Origin of the sequence: Microbispora hainanensis, from assembly GCF_036186745.1 — a bacterium.
In the GTDB taxonomy this organism is placed as follows: domain Bacteria; phylum Actinomycetota; class Actinomycetes; order Streptosporangiales; family Streptosporangiaceae; genus Microbispora.
This window is the reverse complement of sequence record NZ_CP108086.1, coordinates 6,114,965-6,130,899: the sequence shown is the minus strand read 5'-3', so window position 1 is coordinate 6,130,899 and position 15,935 is coordinate 6,114,965. Positions and strand designations below refer to the sequence as shown.

The following is a 15,935-nucleotide window of genomic DNA, read 5'->3' as shown; positions in this document are numbered from 1 at the left end:
CCGGGAATGCCCTCAGATCAGGTTGTCCTCGACGGTCAGGCCGAACTCGCCCCTGCCGTACATCGCGAGTGCCCGCTCGACGTCGTTGGCCACGTGGACGCTGCCCGCGTGGGCGTCGCGCCAGGCCCGCTCGATCGGGTTGCCGCGGCTGAGCGAGTTGCCCCCGGCGGTCTTGAACAGGATGTCGATGGCCTCCAGCGCCCGCTCGGTGGCGCGCACCTGGTCTCGGCGCACCCGCAGCCGCAGCTCGGCCGGGATCGTCTCGCCCCGCACCGCGTGCTCGTACACCTCCCGCACGTTGCGGTCGGTCTGCAGGATCGCCGCGTCGATCTCCGACGCCGCCCGGGCGACCGCGACCTGCGCGAACTGGTCCTCGGCGAACCGGCCGCCGCCCAGGCTGAGCCGTACGCGGTCGCGCATCGCGGTCACGTACGACCGGTAGCAGCCGACGGCCATCCCGATGACCGGGGCGGTGATCGTGGTGGTGAACACGGTGCCGAACGGGATGCGGTAGAGCGGGCCGGTGTTCACCTTCTGGCCGGGGCCGCGCAGCTGCGCCATGTCGTGGTTGCGCATCACGCGGTGGGCGGGCACGAAGGCGTCCTCGACGAGGATGTCGTTGCTGCCCGTGCCGCGCAGGCCGATGACGTCCCACACGTCCTCGATCACGTAGTCGGAGCGGGGCACCAGCACGGTCAGGAAGTCCACCGGCCTGCCCTGGTCGCCGAGGACCAGGCCGCCCAGCATCGCCCACGACGCGTGCTCGCAGCCGGAGGAGAACCGCCACCTGCCGGACAGCCGGTAGCCGCCCTCGGCGGGCACGAGCCGCCCGACCGGCGCGTACGACGAGGAGATGAGCGCGTCCTGGTCGCTCCCCCACACCTCGTCCTGGGCGGCCTCGTCGAACAGGCCGAGCTGCCAGGGGTGCACGCCGAGCACGGCGACGGTCCAGCCGGTGGACCCGCACACCGCGGAGATCTCCCTGACCACCTCGTAGAAGCTCACCGGGTCGCTCTCCGCGCCGCCGTACCTCTTGGGCTGCAGCATCCGGAACACCCCGGCCCGGGCCAGCTCCGTGATCGACTCGGCGGGGACCCGGCGGTCCTCGTCGGTGGACCGGGCCCGTTCGGCGATCTTCGGCAGCAGCGTGCGAACCGCGTCGATGACCTCGTTGCTCATGGGGGAGTTCTCCGTGTCACGCTCGTCGGTCAGTTGCCGTCCATGATGGCGGTGCCCTGTTCTCCGACGCGCAGCCGGGCGGCGATGCCGTCGAGGACGCTGTCCAGACCGAGCTCGAACTGCCAGTCGTCGTCGTCCTTCCTGACGCCCTGGCGGATGTAGCGCTCGAAGGCGGGATAGCGGCCCGAATCCAGCAGCCACCTCATCCGGGACGAGTAGAGGGTGCGCAGGTCGTCCATCTTCTCCGCGCCCTCCTTGCGCATCAGCCTGTCCATCCTGATCCGCGAGGTGGTCGCCCCGGTGACGAACGCGGTGACCGTGCCGATGACGGTCATCGCGGTGTCGGCGTCGAGGCCGAGGCCGTCCAGCGACGCGAGCAGCCGGTCGAGGCGCGCGACGAAGTTGGGGGTCAGCGGCCCGGAGCCGGCCGTGGTGTCCACCAGCCAGGGATGGCGCAGGATGAGGGCGCGCAGCCGCAGGGCGGATACGCGCAGGACCTCCCGCCAGTCGCCGCCTTCACCGCCGCCTTCACCGCCGCCCTCACCGGCTCGCGCCTCCTCGGCGTAGACCCTGTCGACCATCAGCTCGATCACGTCGTCCTTGCCGCGCACGTAGCGGTAGAGGCCCATGGTGGCGACGCCGAGCCGCTCGGCCAGGCGGCGCATGGAGACCGCGTCGAGCCCCTCGGTGTCCGCGATCTCCACGGCCGCCGCGCCGATCTGCGCGTGGGTCAGCGCCGCGCGGGGAGGCCGGGCGGGGCGCTCCATCCGCTCCCAGATGGACTCGCGGACCGCGCCGGTCACGTCGTCAACGCCGTCCGTCTTGTTCCCGGCCATCGTCGTGCTCCTCCCGCTTCGCTGTGTACATCGTACTCGGACTTGTACATCGTACGCATCTGCGCGTACGGTGTACCCGCCGCGTACGGCGTACTCACCTCGGGAGGAATCATGTCCGGAGAAGACCGGCTCAACGTGGGAATGATCATCGGCAGCGTCCGGGACGGGAGGGTCGCGCCCCTCGTCGCGAACTGGTTCGCCGCTCAGGCCGAGCGGCGCGACGACGTGGCGCTCGACGTCATCGACCTGGCCGAGACCCGGCTCCCCGACGGGCTGCGCGGGCACCTCGGCGGCGAGAAGCCGGAGGAGGTCGTCGGGCTGCGGCCCCGGGTGGAGGCGGCGGACGCCTTCGTCGTCGTGACCCCGGAGTACAACCGCAGCTTCCCCGCCGCGCTCAAACTGATGATCGACAGCTATCACCGGGAGTGGGCGGCCAAGCCCGTCGGATTCGTCTGCTACGGCGGCATGTCCAGCGGCCTGCGGGCCGTCGAGCAGCTCCGGCTTGTCTTCGCCGAGCTGCACGCGGTGACGATCCGCGACTCCGTCGCCTTCCAGAGCCCCTGGACGCTGTTCGACGCGGAGGGGAACTGGCCGAAGGACCCCGCGGGCCCGGAAGGCGCCGCCAAGGTCATGATCGACGAGCTCGTCTGGTTCGGCCGGGCCCTGCGCCAGGCGCGGGCGGCGCGGCCGTACGGGGGCTGAGATGGGTTCCCTGCTCCGCTCCGGCCTGCGCCCGCATCGCGGCGCGGTCGCCCTGATCGGCGTGCTCCAGATCGCGCAGGCGCTCGCCGCACTCCTGCTGCCCACGATCAACGCCACGCTGATCGACGACGGCGTGCTGCGCGGCGACACCGGGCTCATCCTGCGTCTGGGCGGCGTCATGGTGGCCGGGACGCTGGCCCAGGTCCTGTGCTCGGCCGTGGTGGGCGCGCTCGCGGCCAGGACCGCCGCCGCCGTCGGTCACGAGCTGCGCGCGGCCGTCTACGCGAAGGTCCAGTCGTTCTCCTCGCGGGAGGTGGGCCGCTTCGGGGTGCCGTCCCTGATCACCCGGACGATCGGCGACGTGCAGCAGGTGCAGACGCTCGTCTTCATGGGGCTGACCGGCCTGGCCGGCACGCCCATGATCTTCCTCGGCGGGGTGGTCATGGCCCTGCGCCAGGACCTGCGCCTGTCCACGCTGCTGCTGGTCGCGCTGCCCGCGCTGTCGGCCGTCCTGTGGGTGATCCTGCACCGGCTCACCCCGCTGTGGCAGGCGACCCAGCACGGCGTCGACCAGGTCAACCGGCTGATGCGCGAGCAGATCACCGGCGTCCGCGTCGTGCGGGCCTTCGCCGCCGAGGACCGCGAAAGCGCCAGGTTCGCCGAGGCCAACGACGCGCTGCTGGGCCTCGCCGTACGCGCCGCGCGGCTGGTGGCCCTGATGTTCCCCGCCGGGATGCTGATCGGCAACCTGTGCGGCGTGGCGGTGGTCTGGTTCGGCGGGCATCTCGTCGGCGACGGCGTCACCCCGGTGGGCTCGCTGGTGGCGTTCCTCAACTACCTGGCCGTGATCCTGGGCTCCGCCCTGCTCGCGACGTTCACCGTCCTGGCCGTGCCGCGCGCCCGGGTCTCCGCCGTACGGGTGCGGGAGGTGCTGGAGACCGGGACAGAGCCGGACGCGTCACCGGCTCACAGCAGCCCCGCCCGGCGGGACCGGATCTGGATGGGCGAGGTGGAGGTCCGCGACGCGCACGTGCGCTATCCGGGGGCCGAAGAGCCGGTGCTGCGGGGCGTGCGCCTCCGCGTCCGCCCCGGCGAGACCGTCGCGGTCGTCGGCTCCACCGGCTCGGGCAAGACGACCCTGCTGAACCTCGTGGCCCGGCTGGTCGGCCCGGCCGCCGGGCGGGTGCTCCTCGACGGGACGGACCTCGCGTCGCTGCCGCCCGAGGAGCCGGCCGGCGTCGTCGCGCTGGTGCCGCAACGGCCGCACCTGTTCTCCGGCACCGTCGCCGCCAACCTCAGGTACGGCAGGCCGGAGGCGACCGACGCCGAGCTGTGGCACGCGCTGGAGGTGGCGCAGGCGCGCGACGTCGTGGAGGCGCTGCCGGAGGGCCTGGAGACGCCGCTCGGCCAGGGGGGCGCCTCGCTGTCCGGCGGCCAGCGGCAGCGCCTGACGGTGGCGCGGGCCCTGGTCGCCCGTCCCCGGGTGCTGCTCCTCGACGACCCGTTCTCCGCCCTCGACCCGATCAACGAGCGCGCGCTCGCCGACGCGCTGGCACGCGAGACCAGCGACGTCGCCGTCGTCCTGGTCGCCCAGCGGATCTCCTCGGCCCGGCACGCCGACCGGGTGGTCGTGCTCGACGAGGGCCGCGTCGCCGGAGAGGGGACCCACGAGGAGCTGATGGCCTCGTGCCCCGCCTACCGCGAGATCGTCTTCTCCCAGACAGGTCAGGAGGTGGCCGCATGACGGCCCCCAGCCGTGGAACCGTCCGGCGTCTGCTGGAGACGGCCCGCCCCGAACTGCCGCTCGCCGTGGCCGCCCTGGCCTGCGCGGCCGCCGCCGTGGCCCTGAGCGTGGCGGTCCCCCGGCTGCTCGGCGCGGCCACCGACCTGGTGCTGCCGGCCGTGTCCGGGCACCGTCAGGTGGACTTCGCCGCCACCGGCCGGATCCTGCTCGCCGCCCTCGCCTGCTACCTGGCCGCGTTCCTGCTCACCCTCGCCCAGCAGCGGACGACCGCGGCCATCGCGCAGCGGCTGGTGTTCCGGCTGCGGGAGCGGACCCAGGCCAAGTTCGCCCGGCTGCCGCTGGCCTACTTCGACGAGCGGGAGCGGGGCGACCTGCTCTCCCGCGCCACCAACGACGTCGACAACGTCGGTCAGACGCTCCAGCAGGTGCTCAGCGTGGTGGTCACCGCGCTGCTCACGCTCGCCGGCGTGCTGGTGATGATGGTGTGGACCTCGCCGCTGCTCGCCCTGGTGTCGGTGCTCATGGTGCCGCTGTCCGTCGTGGCGGCCAGGGTGGTCGGCGGCCGGGCCCAGCCGCGGTTCGCCGAGCAGTTCGCGGCCACGGGCCGGCTCAACGCGCACGTCGAGGAGACCTACACCGGGCACGCCCTCGTGAAGGTCTTCGGCCGGCGGCGCGAGGCCGTGCGCGAGTTCGGCGAGCGCAACGACGCGGTGTTCCGCGCGGGGTTCCGGGCGCAGCTGCTGTCGAGCCTGATCGGCCCGTCGATGTCGCTCGTCATGAACCTCAACTACGTGCTCGTCGCGGTCATCGGCGGCCTGCGGGTGGCGGCCGGCTCGCTGTCGATCGGCGACGTGCAGGCGTTCGTCCAATACTGCCTGCAGTTCGGGCAGCCGGTGAACCAGGTCACGTCGATGTCCACCCTCCTGCAGTCGGTGCTCGCCTCTGCAGGGCGGATCTTCGAACTGCTCGACGAGGACGAGGAGGAGGAGGAGCCCGTCGCCGACCCCGTCCACCTGCCTGCCACGGCCACCGGCCGGGTGACGTTCGAGAACGTCTCGTTCCGGTACGTGCCGGACCGGCCCCTCATCGAGGACCTGTCCCTGGTCGCGGAGTCTGGGCAGACCATCGCCATCGTCGGCCCGACCGGCGCGGGCAAGACCACGCTGGTCAACCTGCTCATGCGCTTCTACGACGTCACGGGCGGGCGGATCACGGTGGACGGGGTGGACATCGCCCGGGTGCCCAGGCAGGAGCTGCGGACGCGGATCGGCATGGTGCTCCAGGACACCTGGCTGCGGCACGGCACGATCGCCGGCAACATCGCGTACGGCGCCGGAGACGTGCCGCGCGAGCGGATCGTCGAGGTGGCCAGGGCCACGGGCGTCGACCACATCGTGCGCACACTGCCCGACGGGTACGACACGGTGGTCGACGACGACGGCGAGGGTTTGAGCGCGGGTGAGCGGCAGCTCGTCACCATCGCCCGCGCGTTCCTGGCCGATCCCCCGATCCTGGTGCTCGACGAGGCCACCAGCGCGCTCGACACCCGCACGGAGGTGCTGGTGCAGCGGGCCATGACCTCGCTGCGGGCCGGACGCACCGGGTTCGTCATCGCCCACCGCCTGTCGACCATCAGGAACGCCGACCTGATCCTCGTGATGGACGAGGGACGGATCGTCGAGCAGGGCACGCACCACGAACTGCTCGCGGCGGACGGCGCGTACGCCCGGCTGTATCGCGCGCAGCTTCCCGGGGCCCAGCTTCGCGGGGCCCAGCTTCCCGGGGCCCAGCTCCCCGGGCCCGGCTCCCCGGGGCCCGGCCGGAGCGGTCAGCTGTGTGAACCGCCGTCCACGCGGACCTCCACGCCGTTGAGGTAGGCGCCGTCCGCCGAGGCGGCGTACGCGATGGTCCCGGCGATGTCCTCCGGGCGGCCCGGCCTCGGATGAGCGTCACCTGTGCTCAATCCCATCTGCGGGCCGGGAGGCCGAGCGCCGATCCCACCGTGGCAGAACCCGCGCCCGGCCGCCCCCGCCCTCCCGCTCAGTGGGAGTCCCGCCGGGTCACCGGGTCTCGTGGCGCCGCTGGCAGGCGATGCAATACCGGGCCAGGGGCCGGATCTTCAGGCGGCCGAACGGGATGGCCCCGGCGCAGTCGGCGCACCGGCCGTAGCTGCCCTCCTCGATCCGCTCCAGCGCCCTGCGCAGCTCGGCGACCGCCCGCTCGGTGGCGGCGACGTCGGCGAGCAGGGCGAGCCTCGCGGTGTCGTCGTTGCCGCCGTCGACGGCGGCCCGCAGGTCGCGCAGCTGCACCTCCCGCCACTGGAGCTGCTCTTCAAGGTCCGCGCGCATGGCCTGCGTCTGCGGCTCGCTGATCGCGGTGAACTCGTCACTGGTGGTCATCGTCGAGGTCCTTTCGAGTGTTCTCGACTGTGGGCCGTCATGCCGACAACCGGGTCTCTCCGGCGCATGACGCGCAGACCTGCACGTGCGGCATGCGCCGGAGCCGGTCGAGCGGCAGGAACGCCTCGCATCGGGTGCAGGTGCCGTAGAGGCCGCGCTCCATCCGCTCCAGAGCCGCCTCGATCTCGGCGACCTCGATCGTGGCGGCCTCGCCCACGGCGGCGTGGAGCCGCTCCTCGAGCAGCGTGCGCAGCTCGGACATCTGCGCGGAATACCGCCGGCACTCCTCCATGAGGAGACGCGGCGACCTGATCTCTGCCATAGGCGGCATCACTCCAGGTGAAAGATGATGTGGGCGCGCGGGCGCGCGCCTTCGGCGCACCGGGGCTGCCGGTACGCGAGACGAGTACGCGAGACGAGTACGCGGGAACGGCCCGCGTACGACGGTGATGGGAAGGCTTCGCCCGTGACAGGGCGCGGCTACGCGAAATCCCGTGTCGCAGCGCTCATGTCACAGGGCGCGGATTACAGCGCTTGTCTCAGATGGCCTGTGGCGGGCTGCGCGAGCCGGCGGTGCGATGACCGGTCTGCTGGGGGCTGAGGACGATGTCCTCGTGATGCCGGGCGGGCCCCGGCGGGGTTACGGGTGCCGCGGCCACGGCGACGCGCGGCCGGAACGGGAACGGCAGGTGCTCGGCACCGGCGGCGCTCGTGGGCAGGGTCGCCGACTGCGGCGTCCACGCCCCCGGCGTCCACACCTCGGCGGCGGCCTGCGGCGCGCGCTGGGCGGGATCGCCGCCATACCAGGCGGGCGTGGAGGCGACCAGTGCGAGGGCGAGCATCAGCAGGCCCACCACCAACGTGAAGGCGGTGGACCCGCACGTGCCACGTCGCAAGGTCGCCATGTGACCGACCATAACCCACCTTCGCGAAACGGTCATCCGCGTTTCCTGCGCCCGTGTTCTGTGCCCGTTTCTGTGCCCGTTTCTGGGCCCGTTTCTGGGCCCGTTCCTGGGCCCGTCTCCCGCGGGCACGCTCACCCGGAACCGGCTACGGTGGCCGCAAGACCGGGCGGACGCGGGAGGGGGAGACCGTCGTGCGACGTGGGCTGACCGCCGCGCTGCTGCTCCTGCTGCACGCGATCCTCCTGACCTCCGGCGGCACGCCGGCGTCAGCGTCGGCGCACGCGCCGGCGTGGGGGACGGTTCATCGCCCCGCCGCCCGCCACGTCGTGGCGGCACCGGCGCGTGACAGGGCACGGCTCACGCACACACGGCTCATGGGCACGCGCGTCTGCGCCCCTGCCCACGCCACGCGGCCGGCTCAGGGTGATCCGGCCCGCGTCCGGACGGGCGGGGCCGGCTCCGGCGCCACCGGCGGGCCGGTCGTGCTGCCCAACCCCGCGGTGCCGCGCGGCGGCACCCGGGTCACCCGGGCCGGTCCGCGTCACGACGGCCCGCCCGCCCAGCGCACGCGTCGCGCCGCCGCGGCCCGCGCCCCTCCCTCCACGGCGTACTGAGACCGCTCTCACTCGTCCCACTCGTACGCCTGTGGAGGCTTCATGTCCCGTGCGCCCCTGTGGCGCGCGGTGGCGGCGCTCGCCGTCATCGCGATCTCACTGCTGCTCGCTCTCACCATTGCGCCGCGCCTCGGCCTCGACCTGCGCGGCGGCACCCAGCTCGTCTTCGAGACGAGAGACTCTCCCACGGTCAAGGCGGACGCCGACGCCGCCGACCGTGCCCTCGACGTGCTCCGGCGCCGGGCGGACGCCCTCGGAGTCGTCGATCCCACCCTGGTCCGCTCCGGCGAGAAGCGGATCATCGTCGAACTGCCCGGCGTGCTCGACCCGCGCGAGGCCGCCGCGGTCATCGGCAAGACCGCCCAGCTCAACTTCCATCCGGTGCTGAGCGCCGCCGAGGAGGGTGACACGGACGCGATCGCGGACGAGAGCGGCCGGAAGCTGAAGCTCGGGCCGGTCGCGCTCAGCGGGGCCGGTGTCGCCGACGCCGCCGCGCGCAGCGACCCCCAGGCGGGGCCGGGCTGGTTCGTCACGATCGATTTCAAGGAACCCGGTCCCTGGCGGAAGCTGACCGGCGAGGCGGCCTGCGCGCCGCTCGGCGACCACAAGCGCCGCGTCGCCATCGTCCTCGACAACGAGATCATCTCCTCGCCGCAGGTGGACGAGTCGATCGCCTGCGGGGTGGGGATCGGCGGCGGCACCACGCAGATCACCGGGTCGTTCACCCCGCAGGAGGCGCAGAACCTCGCGGTGCTGATCAAGGGCGGCTCGCTTCCGGTGCCGCTTGAGCTGGTCGAGCAGCGTACGGTCGGCCCGACCCTCGGCGCCGACGCCATCGCGGCGAGCGCCAAGGCCGGCGTCGCCGGGGTGATCCTGACCGCGGTGTTCATCGGCATGGTCTACCGGCTGGTGGGCGTGCTGGCCGCGGTCGCGCTCGCCTGCTACGGCCTGATCTCGTACGCCGGGCTCGTGGCCATGGGGGCCACGCTCACGCTGCCCGGCCTGGCCGGGTTCGTCCTGGCGATCGGCATGGCGGTGGACGCCAACGTGCTGGTCTTCGAACGGGCCAGAGAGGAGTTCGGCGACGCGCCCCGGCGGGGCCTCAAGGCGGCACTCGACCGGGGCTTCAAGAACGCCTGGAGCGCGATCGCCGACTCCGGCATCACCACCCTGCTCGCCGCCGGGCTGCTGTTCTGGCTGGCCTCGGGGCCGGTGAAGGGCTTCGGCGTGACGCTGGCCATCGGCGTGCTGGCCTCGTTGGTCTCGGCCATGCTGATCACCCGGGTGCTCACCGCCGCGCTGATCGGCAGGATCGGCCCGCGGGCGTCCGGCATCGGCTCGATCGGCCGGGTCAGGACGTGGCTGACGCGGCGCGACCCGGACCTGATGCGGCGCGGGCGGCTGTGGCTCGCCGTCGCGGCCGGGCTGCTCGTGGTCGCGGGCGCGGGCCTGGTCACCCGCGGCCTCAACTACGGCGTCGAGTTCACCGGCGGCCGGATCGTGGAGTTCGGCACGAGCAGGCCCGTGGACGTCGCGGCGGCCAGGCAGGCGGTGGCGGACGCCGGGTTCCCCTCGGCCGTCGTGCAGCGGTCGGACGACGCGCTCTCGGTGCGCACCGGGCAGATCAGCGCCGACGACGTGGTCCGCATGGAGGAGGCGCTCGACCGGCGCGTGGGCGAGGTCGCCAAGCAGCGCGACGAGCTGATCGGGCCGAGCCTGGGCGAGGAGCTGCGCCGCAACGCGATCATCGCGCTCGCTGTCGCGCTCGCCGCACAGCTCGTCTATCTGGCGTTCCGGTTCCGGTGGACGTTCGGCACGGCGGCCGTGGCGGCGCTGTTCGTGGACGCGGCCGTCGTCGTCGGCGCGTTCGCCTGGATGGGCAGGCCGATCGACGGGGTGTTCCTGGCGGCGATGCTCACGATCATCGGTTATTCGGTCAACGACAAGGTCGTGCTGTTCGACCGGGTGCGCGAGCTGTGGCCGGTGCGCCGCCGCGAGCCGTTCGGCCGGGTGGTGAACGCCGCGATCCTGCAGACCGCGCCGCGCACGGTCAACACCGGGCTCGGGGCGCTGTTCATCCTGGCGGCGCTTGCGGTGTTCGGCGGCGACTCGCTGCGCGACTTCGCCGTCGCCCTCCTGATCGGCATCGTCGCCGGCACGCTGTCGTCGTCGTTCGTGGCCGGGCCGGTGGCGATCGCGCTGGAGCGGCGCTCCGGCCAGGCGCCGCCGGCTCCCGCCGCGCCCCGGGTCAGGCCCGTACGCCGCGACGACTCCGGCGCGGTGGTCTGAGGCCGGTACGGCTCCCGGCGCGTCCCCCCGGGGCGGGCGATCCGCCCCGGGGGGACGCCGGGCTGTCGGCGGCGCTGCCAGCGGCGTTATCGGCGGCGTTATCGGCGGCCGAGCGCGCGCAGCTGGGCGGGCGTCAGCGAGGAGACGTTCTGGTCGATGGGCTCATCGGTGTACTGGTGGATGGCCCAGGTCTTCCAGTCGGCGGGCGGCGTGATGTCGCCGGGCGCCTTGCTGTAGTGGGCCACCCACAGCGGGTACTGGCCGAGGCCGCGGCCGTACTTGTTGGCGAAGTTCCACCCGCTGTAGAACATCGGCCTGGTGCCGGTCTTGGCCGTCACATACTCCAGCCAGGTCTTGGCCCACTTGTTGACCTGCTCGACGGACTCGCCGTCCGCGGTCTCCAGGTCGAGGACCAGGATGTCGCCGGGCTTGCTCGGCTGCGAGTTCACCACGCTGAGGAAGTGGTCGGCCTCGGCGATGGGGTCGTTGGAGGGGTGGCCGTAGTGGTAGGCGCCGCGGACGATGCCCTTCTTGGCCAGCTCCCGCCAGTGCCGGGGGAAGGACGAGTCGACCCAGTCGGTCCCCTCGGTGGCCTTGATGAAGCCGAACTGCGCGCGGCTGTTCATCCAGTCGTGGTCGGCCTCGTAGCCGGAGACGTCCTGACCGTACGTGTGCGGGTTCGCGTACGCCGGGGCGGCGGGCAGAGCCACGGCCGCGGTGATGCCGGCCGTGGCGGCCGAGACCGCGAGGGTCGCCGCCGCGAGGGCGGAGCGCAGGCGCCGGCGCGAGTGCCGGCCCCCGAGGGAGAGCCGATGGGTGGACATGACGAGGTTGACTCCTTGCTTCCATGCCGCCTACCGGGTTAGCTGACGGGTTCGGGCAGGAAGTGCCCTACGGGCGCATCTGGGGGCCTGCGCTCCGATTCACCCCAAAGAGAGTGGGTCCCCGGCTCCACATGACGCGGATTCGGCGGCCGCGCGGTCATGGGACCACGCGGACCGGGCAACGACACGGCAAGGGATGGGTCGCCGGAGGCGGGTCGTTACCCCATACCGTGTGCCCTAAAGGTACACAATTCACCAGAATGGTGTAAACAGGACAAAACACGCCTTTACCTGGCACAACGCGGCAGCACCTGGTCCGGACCCGCTTGAAGTAAGGGCCGTGGCTAACAACGGTAAGTAGTCGATCTCTCACCGACTGTGCAAGCCTCGTCGCCGTGAGGGTGAGAAGCGTCCCCCGTCATGTGGCGTGCGTCATGGACGGGAACGGCAGGTGGGCCGCGCAGCGGTCCCTGCCCCGCACCGAGGGGCATCGGGCGGCCGAGACCGCTGTCCACGGCGGCCGCCGCGACATCGTCGAGGCCGCCAGGTCGCTGATCCGCGACGGCGTGCCGCCCGAGCAGGTCACCGAGGAGAGTTTCGCCCGTCGTCTGCCCCACCCCGACATGCCGGAGGTCGACCTCGTCATCCGCACCTCCGGCGAACAGCGCATCTCCAACCTCATGCTCTGGCAGGTGGCGTACGCCGAATGGGTCTTCCCCCCGGGTGCTGTGGCCCGACTTCCGTGCCGGGCACTTCTGGGAGCGCCTGGAGATCTACCGGCGGCGCCACCGCCGGTTCGGCGCCACACCGGCACCGATCTCGGCACCGGTCTCGGCACCGGTCTCGGCACCGACACCGACAGGAAAGGGACGTCGATGAGTGACGCAGCACCGGGATCCATGCTCCACGAGCTGACCCGGCAGACGCGCTGGGGGCTGGTGGCGACCCGGGCCATCGTCCTGGAGGCCGCGCACCCGCAGATCGGCGCGGCGCTGATCACCAACTCGACCTTCGTCGCGCACCCGTGGCGCCGGCTGCGCAACACCGTGCTCAGCGCGCAGCGCATGGTGGACCCCGACATCCGGGTGCGGCAGCGGGAGGCGGCCCGGCTCAACCGCCTCCACGCGCGCATCACCGGCACCGACGCCGAGGGCCGCCCGTTCAACGCCGCGGACTCCGAGGCGCGCGCCTGGGTGGTGGCGACGCTGTTCGAGTCCACGGTCACGATGTGCCGGTTGAGCGGCGAGTCCCTCGACGGTCCGGTCCTGGAAAGGCTGTACGCCGAGTTCCAGTCGTTCCTCACCCTCATGGACCCCTACGGGGGCAGGCTCCCAAGGCGGGGGCGCTCCTGCGCCTCCTCACACCCGGCCCGGAGGCGGCCGGCACCGCCACCACCTCCGCGGCCGCCGCCGGGGGCTCCGCCGTACGATCCGCCGCGCGGTTCTTCTCCGAGGTCCTCGACCAGACCGGCGACGGCCACCTCGACTGGCCCGACCTCGCCGCGATGGCCAGGGAGATCGCCACCCGCCTCGACCTGGAGACTCAGGACGAGGACCGCCTGTTCGCGGCCTTCGCCGACTGGTGGCGGGAGCTGCAGCAGGAGCTGGACACCGACGGCGACGGACGCATCACCGGCCACGAGTACGCCGCGGCCTCCGCCGCCCTGGCCGGCCCGGCGCTCATCAGGATCGCCGAGGTACTGTTCGACGTCACCGACACCGATGACGACCAGACCATCGATGTGAGGAGTACCGGTCTCTCTTCCGTACGGCGTTCGACCACGACTCGGGCGACGACGATGATGACGGGCGGCTGACCCGGGGTGAGTTCGTCCGCCGGTTCCTCGGCTTCATGGCGGGCCGCCGGCACTCCGGCGGCTACGACCAGATGTTCGCCCAGGCCTGACGCGCTGTCGCCGCGGCCGAAGTCCAGGTCCCTGCCCGTGCGTGCGAAGGCGTAGAAGCGCTCGACGGTCTCGGCCGGCGCGCCCGCCGGGACACCGATCCGGCCCGCCAGCTCGGCGAAGGTGTCCGCCCGGAAAGCGATGCCCTGGCCGTAGAAACTCCTGCGGCACCGGCATGCCCGGCATGATCTGCGCGAACGGATAACGCGCCCGTGCCTAGGCGTCCATCACGAACCAGGCCGGGACGTGCCCGCCCGCGCCCTGGTCGTGCACGAAGTTCACGTACGGCACGGACTCGTCGGTGAACCTCCTGCCGTCCGCCGAGACGATGATCGACGGCGGGATGCACCGCTCGGACACCAGCGCGATCGTCTCCCCGGCCGGGTGCGTACGGCCCGCTGTCGTACGCGGCCAGCGCGGCGGCCATGCCTCCGCCCCCGCTGCCGACGATGACGAGGTCGAACTCCTCATCCCACGCGGTCACCGCTCCTCCTTCCGCGTGTTGCCCCGCGACCAGCAGGGCGGGGTGTCCGGCTTCGCAGCGGGGAGCATCTCCCGCTCGGAGTGCAGCACGCCGTGCTCGGTCGTGAGTTCCCGTAGGGTCGACTCATAGGTCAGCTCCGTCATGGTCCATGCCGAATCACCGGAGTGCCGGACTCGTGACGCTAACTGGACAGACACACCGAATAGGGCGATCATCCCGATGAGCGAGATCGGGACAGGCAGGCTCGGTGACCTGCCCGGACCACGCTCCCGCCGGTACGTGCCTTCGGTTGACCGGGATCCCCTTGCGGGCCGCACATGAGGGGGTTTGTAAGTTCGTCACCTGAGGCATCGACACGCACGCGAGGTGAGTCCATGACCGCTGTACCCGCCGACCCCGAGTTCACCGAGCCGGCACCGCCCACACCCGCCGAGTTCCGGCGCGCGCTGGGCATGTTCGCGAGCGGTGTGACCGTGGTGACGGGCCTTGACGACGGCGAGCCCGCCGGTTTCGCCTGCCAGTCGTTCGCGTCGGTGTCCCTCGAACCGCCTCTGATCCTTTTCTGCGCCGACCACAGAGGCCGCGCCTGGCCGCGCATCAGGAGGTCGGGCCGCTTCTGCGTGAACGTGCTCGGGGAGGACCAGGTCGATCTCTGCGGCCGGTTCGGGTCCAGTACGGGCGCGAAGTTCGCGGGCCTCGACTGGGACCTGTCGCGATGGGGCACCCCGTCCTTGCGGGGAGTGCTGCTGCGCGTCCACGGCGAGATCCGCGACGTGCACGTCGCCGGCGACCACGACGTGGTCATCGGCCACGTCAACGAGCTCGAACCCGTCGTCACCGAGCAGCGCCCCATGCTGTTCTTCCGCGGCCGGTTCGGCCTCGACCAGGACGACCCGGCCGCCGCCCTCGGCCCCAACCTGTGGGGCTGGGGCGACCATTGGGGTTGATGATCCCCTCTTCTCTACGGCCCATACAGCGAGCCGCACCCCCTCTTCAACGACCCGCACCCGCCTCGCCGGCCGAGCACCCCAAGCCGCATGACACGAGTCCGTGGCGCGCGCGGTGCCGGCCGAGCGCCCCTCACCCGTATGACGCAGGTCATGGCGAGCGGTGCCGGGCAGCAGCTGCGCCCCGCCTCGCCTCGCCTCGCCCCGCCTCGCCGTACGGATATCCCTCACGGGCCGCATGATGCGGGTCATGGCAGGCGGTGCGGAGGCAGCAGCCGTACCCCACCTCTCCTGACAGGCGCCCCCCGCCACTTGGTGCAGGGCGCGGTAGGTGCTGCGCCGACCTCAACAGCCCCTTTGCCCCGCTTGCCTCGCCGGGCGGACGCGCAGCGCATCATGCAGGCCACAGCAGTGGTGCACCGCCAGCAGCAGCGCCCGTTCCCCCCTCACCGACGGGCGGCCGAACTCGTCCGCACACCGCACGCCGTCGAACGCACCTCCGCGTTATCGAACGGACCTGCGCACCGTCGAATACGCATAAGCGTCGTCGAATGCGCCGTTGTCGCCCGATTCCGAGCAGCATCTTCACCGCCTTCGGGGAGGCCCTCAGACGGCCGACACCCCCTTCCCTGGATAACTTGCGGCCCCAACCGTTCGCTTCGCACGGTTGCCACTCGCTCACGGAGTGTGAGAGAATCCATACATCAGTTCGAATCAATCGAGGCGGGTGTGATGGATCTGTTCGACATCGATCCTGAGCGCCTTCGTCATTCGAACGGCCCTGATGACGGCTGGTGGGACCGTCTGGTCGCCAATTCGCCGCTGTGGTCGTCCGACGGCTCGTCCGCCCGCGAGCCCTTCCCGATCATCAACTTTGCGCCCCGGCAGCCCGCCAACGCGTCCCGCGCCGCAAGCACGGACGCCCCAGGCACCGATACCGGCAGCGCAACTAACGACGGCGCGGATCCCACAAGAGGTGCTGCCGCCGGTACGAATGCCGCTGGCGCGAACGCCGCGCGCTGGACTGCCAACAGCGCGGGATCGGACACAGGTGCCACCCACGGGGCTGCCGATCGTGCGGCTGCCGCCGGTGCGGACGCCGCTGGCGC

The 15,935-nt window shown here is 72.1% G+C and carries 15 protein-coding genes, 2 pseudogenes and 1 riboswitch; of the genes and pseudogenes, 9 read left to right on the top strand and 8 right to left on the bottom strand.

Annotation, left to right across the window (positions count from 1 at the left end):
• Positions 1-12 precede the first annotated feature (12 nt).
• Both hsaA and OHB01_RS28250 read right to left on the bottom strand, forming a co-directional pair.
• A complete protein-coding gene (gene hsaA, locus OHB01_RS28255; RefSeq protein ID WP_142648434.1) occupies positions 13-1,179 on the bottom strand; it encodes a 3-hydroxy-9,10-secoandrosta-1,3,5(10)-triene-9,17-dione monooxygenase oxygenase subunit in 1,167 nt (388 codons plus the stop codon).
• A gap of 29 nt (positions 1,180-1,208) precedes the next feature.
• Complete coding sequence (locus OHB01_RS28250; protein WP_142648433.1) at positions 1,209-2,015, bottom strand: TetR/AcrR family transcriptional regulator; 807 nt, start codon at positions 2,013-2,015, stop codon at positions 1,209-1,211.
• A gap of 111 nt (positions 2,016-2,126) precedes the next feature.
• Between OHB01_RS28250 and OHB01_RS28245 the strand changes: the two genes are divergently transcribed.
• From OHB01_RS28245 to OHB01_RS28235, 3 genes are read left to right on the top strand one after another with little or no spacing between them, the layout of a single operon-like run.
• Complete coding sequence (locus OHB01_RS28245; protein WP_142648432.1) at positions 2,127-2,717, top strand: NADPH-dependent FMN reductase; 591 nt, start codon at positions 2,127-2,129, stop codon at positions 2,715-2,717.
• Position 2,718: 1 nt separating this feature from the next.
• The gene (locus OHB01_RS28240) at positions 2,719-4,461 is read left to right on the top strand and encodes an ABC transporter ATP-binding protein (protein WP_142648431.1); all 1,743 of its coding nucleotides are present in this window, start codon (positions 2,719-2,721) and stop codon (positions 4,459-4,461) included.
• A complete protein-coding gene (locus OHB01_RS28235) occupies positions 4,458-6,338 on the top strand; it encodes an ABC transporter ATP-binding protein (protein ID WP_328854201.1) in 1,881 nt (626 codons plus the stop codon). The genes OHB01_RS28240 and OHB01_RS28235 overlap by 4 nt, the downstream gene beginning before the upstream one ends.
• Positions 6,339-6,521: 183 nt before the next feature.
• On the opposite strand, the gene OHB01_RS28230 is transcribed toward OHB01_RS28235, so the two are convergent.
• From OHB01_RS28230 to OHB01_RS28220, 3 genes are all read right to left on the bottom strand, one after another.
• Positions 6,522-6,860: a TraR/DksA family transcriptional regulator gene (locus OHB01_RS28230; RefSeq protein ID WP_142648429.1), complete on the bottom strand. Its 339-nt coding sequence runs from the start codon at positions 6,858-6,860 to the stop codon at positions 6,522-6,524.
• 37 nt (positions 6,861-6,897) lie between these two features.
• A complete protein-coding gene (locus OHB01_RS28225) occupies positions 6,898-7,182 on the bottom strand; it encodes a TraR/DksA family transcriptional regulator (protein WP_168066021.1) in 285 nt (94 codons plus the stop codon).
• A 217-nt stretch (positions 7,183-7,399) separates the two neighbouring features.
• Positions 7,400-7,765 carry a hypothetical protein gene (locus tag OHB01_RS28220; RefSeq protein ID WP_142648427.1) on the bottom strand — a complete coding sequence of 122 codons (366 nt, stop codon included), beginning with the start codon at positions 7,763-7,765 and terminating at the stop codon, positions 7,400-7,402.
• 191 nt (positions 7,766-7,956) lie between these two features.
• Between OHB01_RS28220 and OHB01_RS28215 the strand changes: the two genes are divergently transcribed.
• Positions 7,957-8,379, top strand: coding sequence for a hypothetical protein (locus tag OHB01_RS28215; RefSeq protein WP_328854200.1), 423 nt, complete (start codon positions 7,957-7,959; stop codon positions 8,377-8,379).
• Between the two features lie 42 nt (positions 8,380-8,421).
• Complete coding sequence (secD, locus tag OHB01_RS28210; RefSeq protein ID WP_328710150.1) at positions 8,422-10,668, top strand: protein translocase subunit SecD; 2,247 nt, start codon at positions 8,422-8,424, stop codon at positions 10,666-10,668.
• 98 nt (positions 10,669-10,766) lie between these two features.
• On the opposite strand, the gene OHB01_RS28205 is transcribed toward secD, so the two are convergent.
• Entirely contained in the window at positions 10,767-11,492 is a 726-nt protein-coding gene (locus OHB01_RS28205; protein ID WP_142648424.1) for a glycoside hydrolase family 25 protein, read from the bottom strand.
• A 12-nt stretch (positions 11,493-11,504) separates the two neighbouring features.
• A riboswitch (cyclic di-AMP (ydaO/yuaA leader) is annotated at positions 11,505-11,650 on the bottom strand.
• Positions 11,651-11,926: 276 nt separating this feature from the next.
• Between OHB01_RS28205 and OHB01_RS39980 the strand changes: the two are divergent.
• The 3 genes and pseudogenes from OHB01_RS39980 (at position 11,927) to OHB01_RS39970 (ending at position 13,308) form a co-directional block, all read left to right on the top strand.
• A pseudogene (locus OHB01_RS39980) lies at positions 11,927-12,371 on the top strand (undecaprenyl diphosphate synthase family protein).
• A pseudogene (locus OHB01_RS39975) lies at positions 12,368-12,742 on the top strand (oxygenase MpaB family protein); the annotation flags it as partial. The pseudogenes OHB01_RS39980 and OHB01_RS39975, both read left to right, overlap by 4 nt.
• A gap of 254 nt (positions 12,743-12,996) precedes the next feature.
• On the top strand, positions 12,997-13,308 hold the full coding sequence (locus OHB01_RS39970; protein WP_419197602.1) for a hypothetical protein: 312 nt from the start codon (positions 12,997-12,999) through the stop codon (positions 13,306-13,308).
• Between the two features lie 303 nt (positions 13,309-13,611).
• Here the strand turns inward: OHB01_RS39970 and OHB01_RS28190 are convergent, their stop codons facing one another.
• Both OHB01_RS28190 and OHB01_RS28185 read right to left on the bottom strand, forming a co-directional pair.
• Positions 13,612-13,866, bottom strand: a complete 255-nt coding sequence (locus OHB01_RS28190) for a hypothetical protein (protein ID WP_222709631.1) — start codon at positions 13,864-13,866, stop codon at positions 13,612-13,614.
• A 9-nt stretch (positions 13,867-13,875) separates the two neighbouring features.
• On the bottom strand, positions 13,876-14,022 hold the full coding sequence (locus OHB01_RS28185; protein ID WP_187280743.1) for a hypothetical protein: 147 nt from the start codon (positions 14,020-14,022) through the stop codon (positions 13,876-13,878).
• Positions 14,023-14,253: 231 nt separating this feature from the next.
• Between OHB01_RS28185 and OHB01_RS28180 the strand changes: the two genes are divergently transcribed.
• Positions 14,254-14,826, top strand: a complete 573-nt coding sequence (locus OHB01_RS28180; RefSeq protein ID WP_142648423.1) for a flavin reductase family protein — start codon at positions 14,254-14,256, stop codon at positions 14,824-14,826.
• Positions 14,827-15,935: the final 1,109 nt, after the last annotated feature.

Excerpts from the sequence above, each read along its gene's own strand:
- OHB01_RS28230 (WP_142648429.1), bottom strand. The coding sequence starts at position 6,860 with ATGACCACCAGTGACGAGTTCACCGCGATCAGCGAGCCGCAGACGCAG.
- OHB01_RS28245 (WP_142648432.1), top strand. The coding sequence starts at position 2,127 with ATGTCCGGAGAAGACCGGCTCAACGTGGGAATGATCATCGGCAGCGTC.
- OHB01_RS28225 (WP_168066021.1), bottom strand. The coding sequence starts at position 7,182 with ATGGCAGAGATCAGGTCGCCGCGTCTCCTCATGGAGGAGTGCCGGCGG.
- OHB01_RS28250 (WP_142648433.1), bottom strand. The coding sequence starts at position 2,015 with ATGGCCGGGAACAAGACGGACGGCGTTGACGACGTGACCGGCGCGGTC.
- OHB01_RS28240 (WP_142648431.1), top strand. The coding sequence starts at position 2,719 with ATGGGTTCCCTGCTCCGCTCCGGCCTGCGCCCGCATCGCGGCGCGGTC.
- OHB01_RS28185 (WP_187280743.1), bottom strand. The coding sequence starts at position 14,022 with ATGACGGAGCTGACCTATGAGTCGACCCTACGGGAACTCACGACCGAG.
- hsaA (WP_142648434.1), bottom strand. The coding sequence starts at position 1,179 with ATGAGCAACGAGGTCATCGACGCGGTTCGCACGCTGCTGCCGAAGATC.
- OHB01_RS39970 (WP_419197602.1), top strand. The coding sequence starts at position 12,997 with ATGGCCAGGGAGATCGCCACCCGCCTCGACCTGGAGACTCAGGACGAG.
- secD (WP_328710150.1), top strand. The coding sequence starts at position 8,422 with ATGTCCCGTGCGCCCCTGTGGCGCGCGGTGGCGGCGCTCGCCGTCATC.
- OHB01_RS28205 (WP_142648424.1), bottom strand. The coding sequence starts at position 11,492 with ATGTCCACCCATCGGCTCTCCCTCGGGGGCCGGCACTCGCGCCGGCGC.
- OHB01_RS28220 (WP_142648427.1), bottom strand. The coding sequence starts at position 7,765 with ATGGCGACCTTGCGACGTGGCACGTGCGGGTCCACCGCCTTCACGTTG.
- OHB01_RS28190 (WP_222709631.1), bottom strand. The coding sequence starts at position 13,866 with ATGAGGAGTTCGACCTCGTCATCGTCGGCAGCGGGGGCGGAGGCATGG.
- OHB01_RS28180 (WP_142648423.1), top strand. The coding sequence starts at position 14,254 with ATGACCGCTGTACCCGCCGACCCCGAGTTCACCGAGCCGGCACCGCCC.
- OHB01_RS28235 (WP_328854201.1), top strand. The coding sequence starts at position 4,458 with ATGACGGCCCCCAGCCGTGGAACCGTCCGGCGTCTGCTGGAGACGGCC.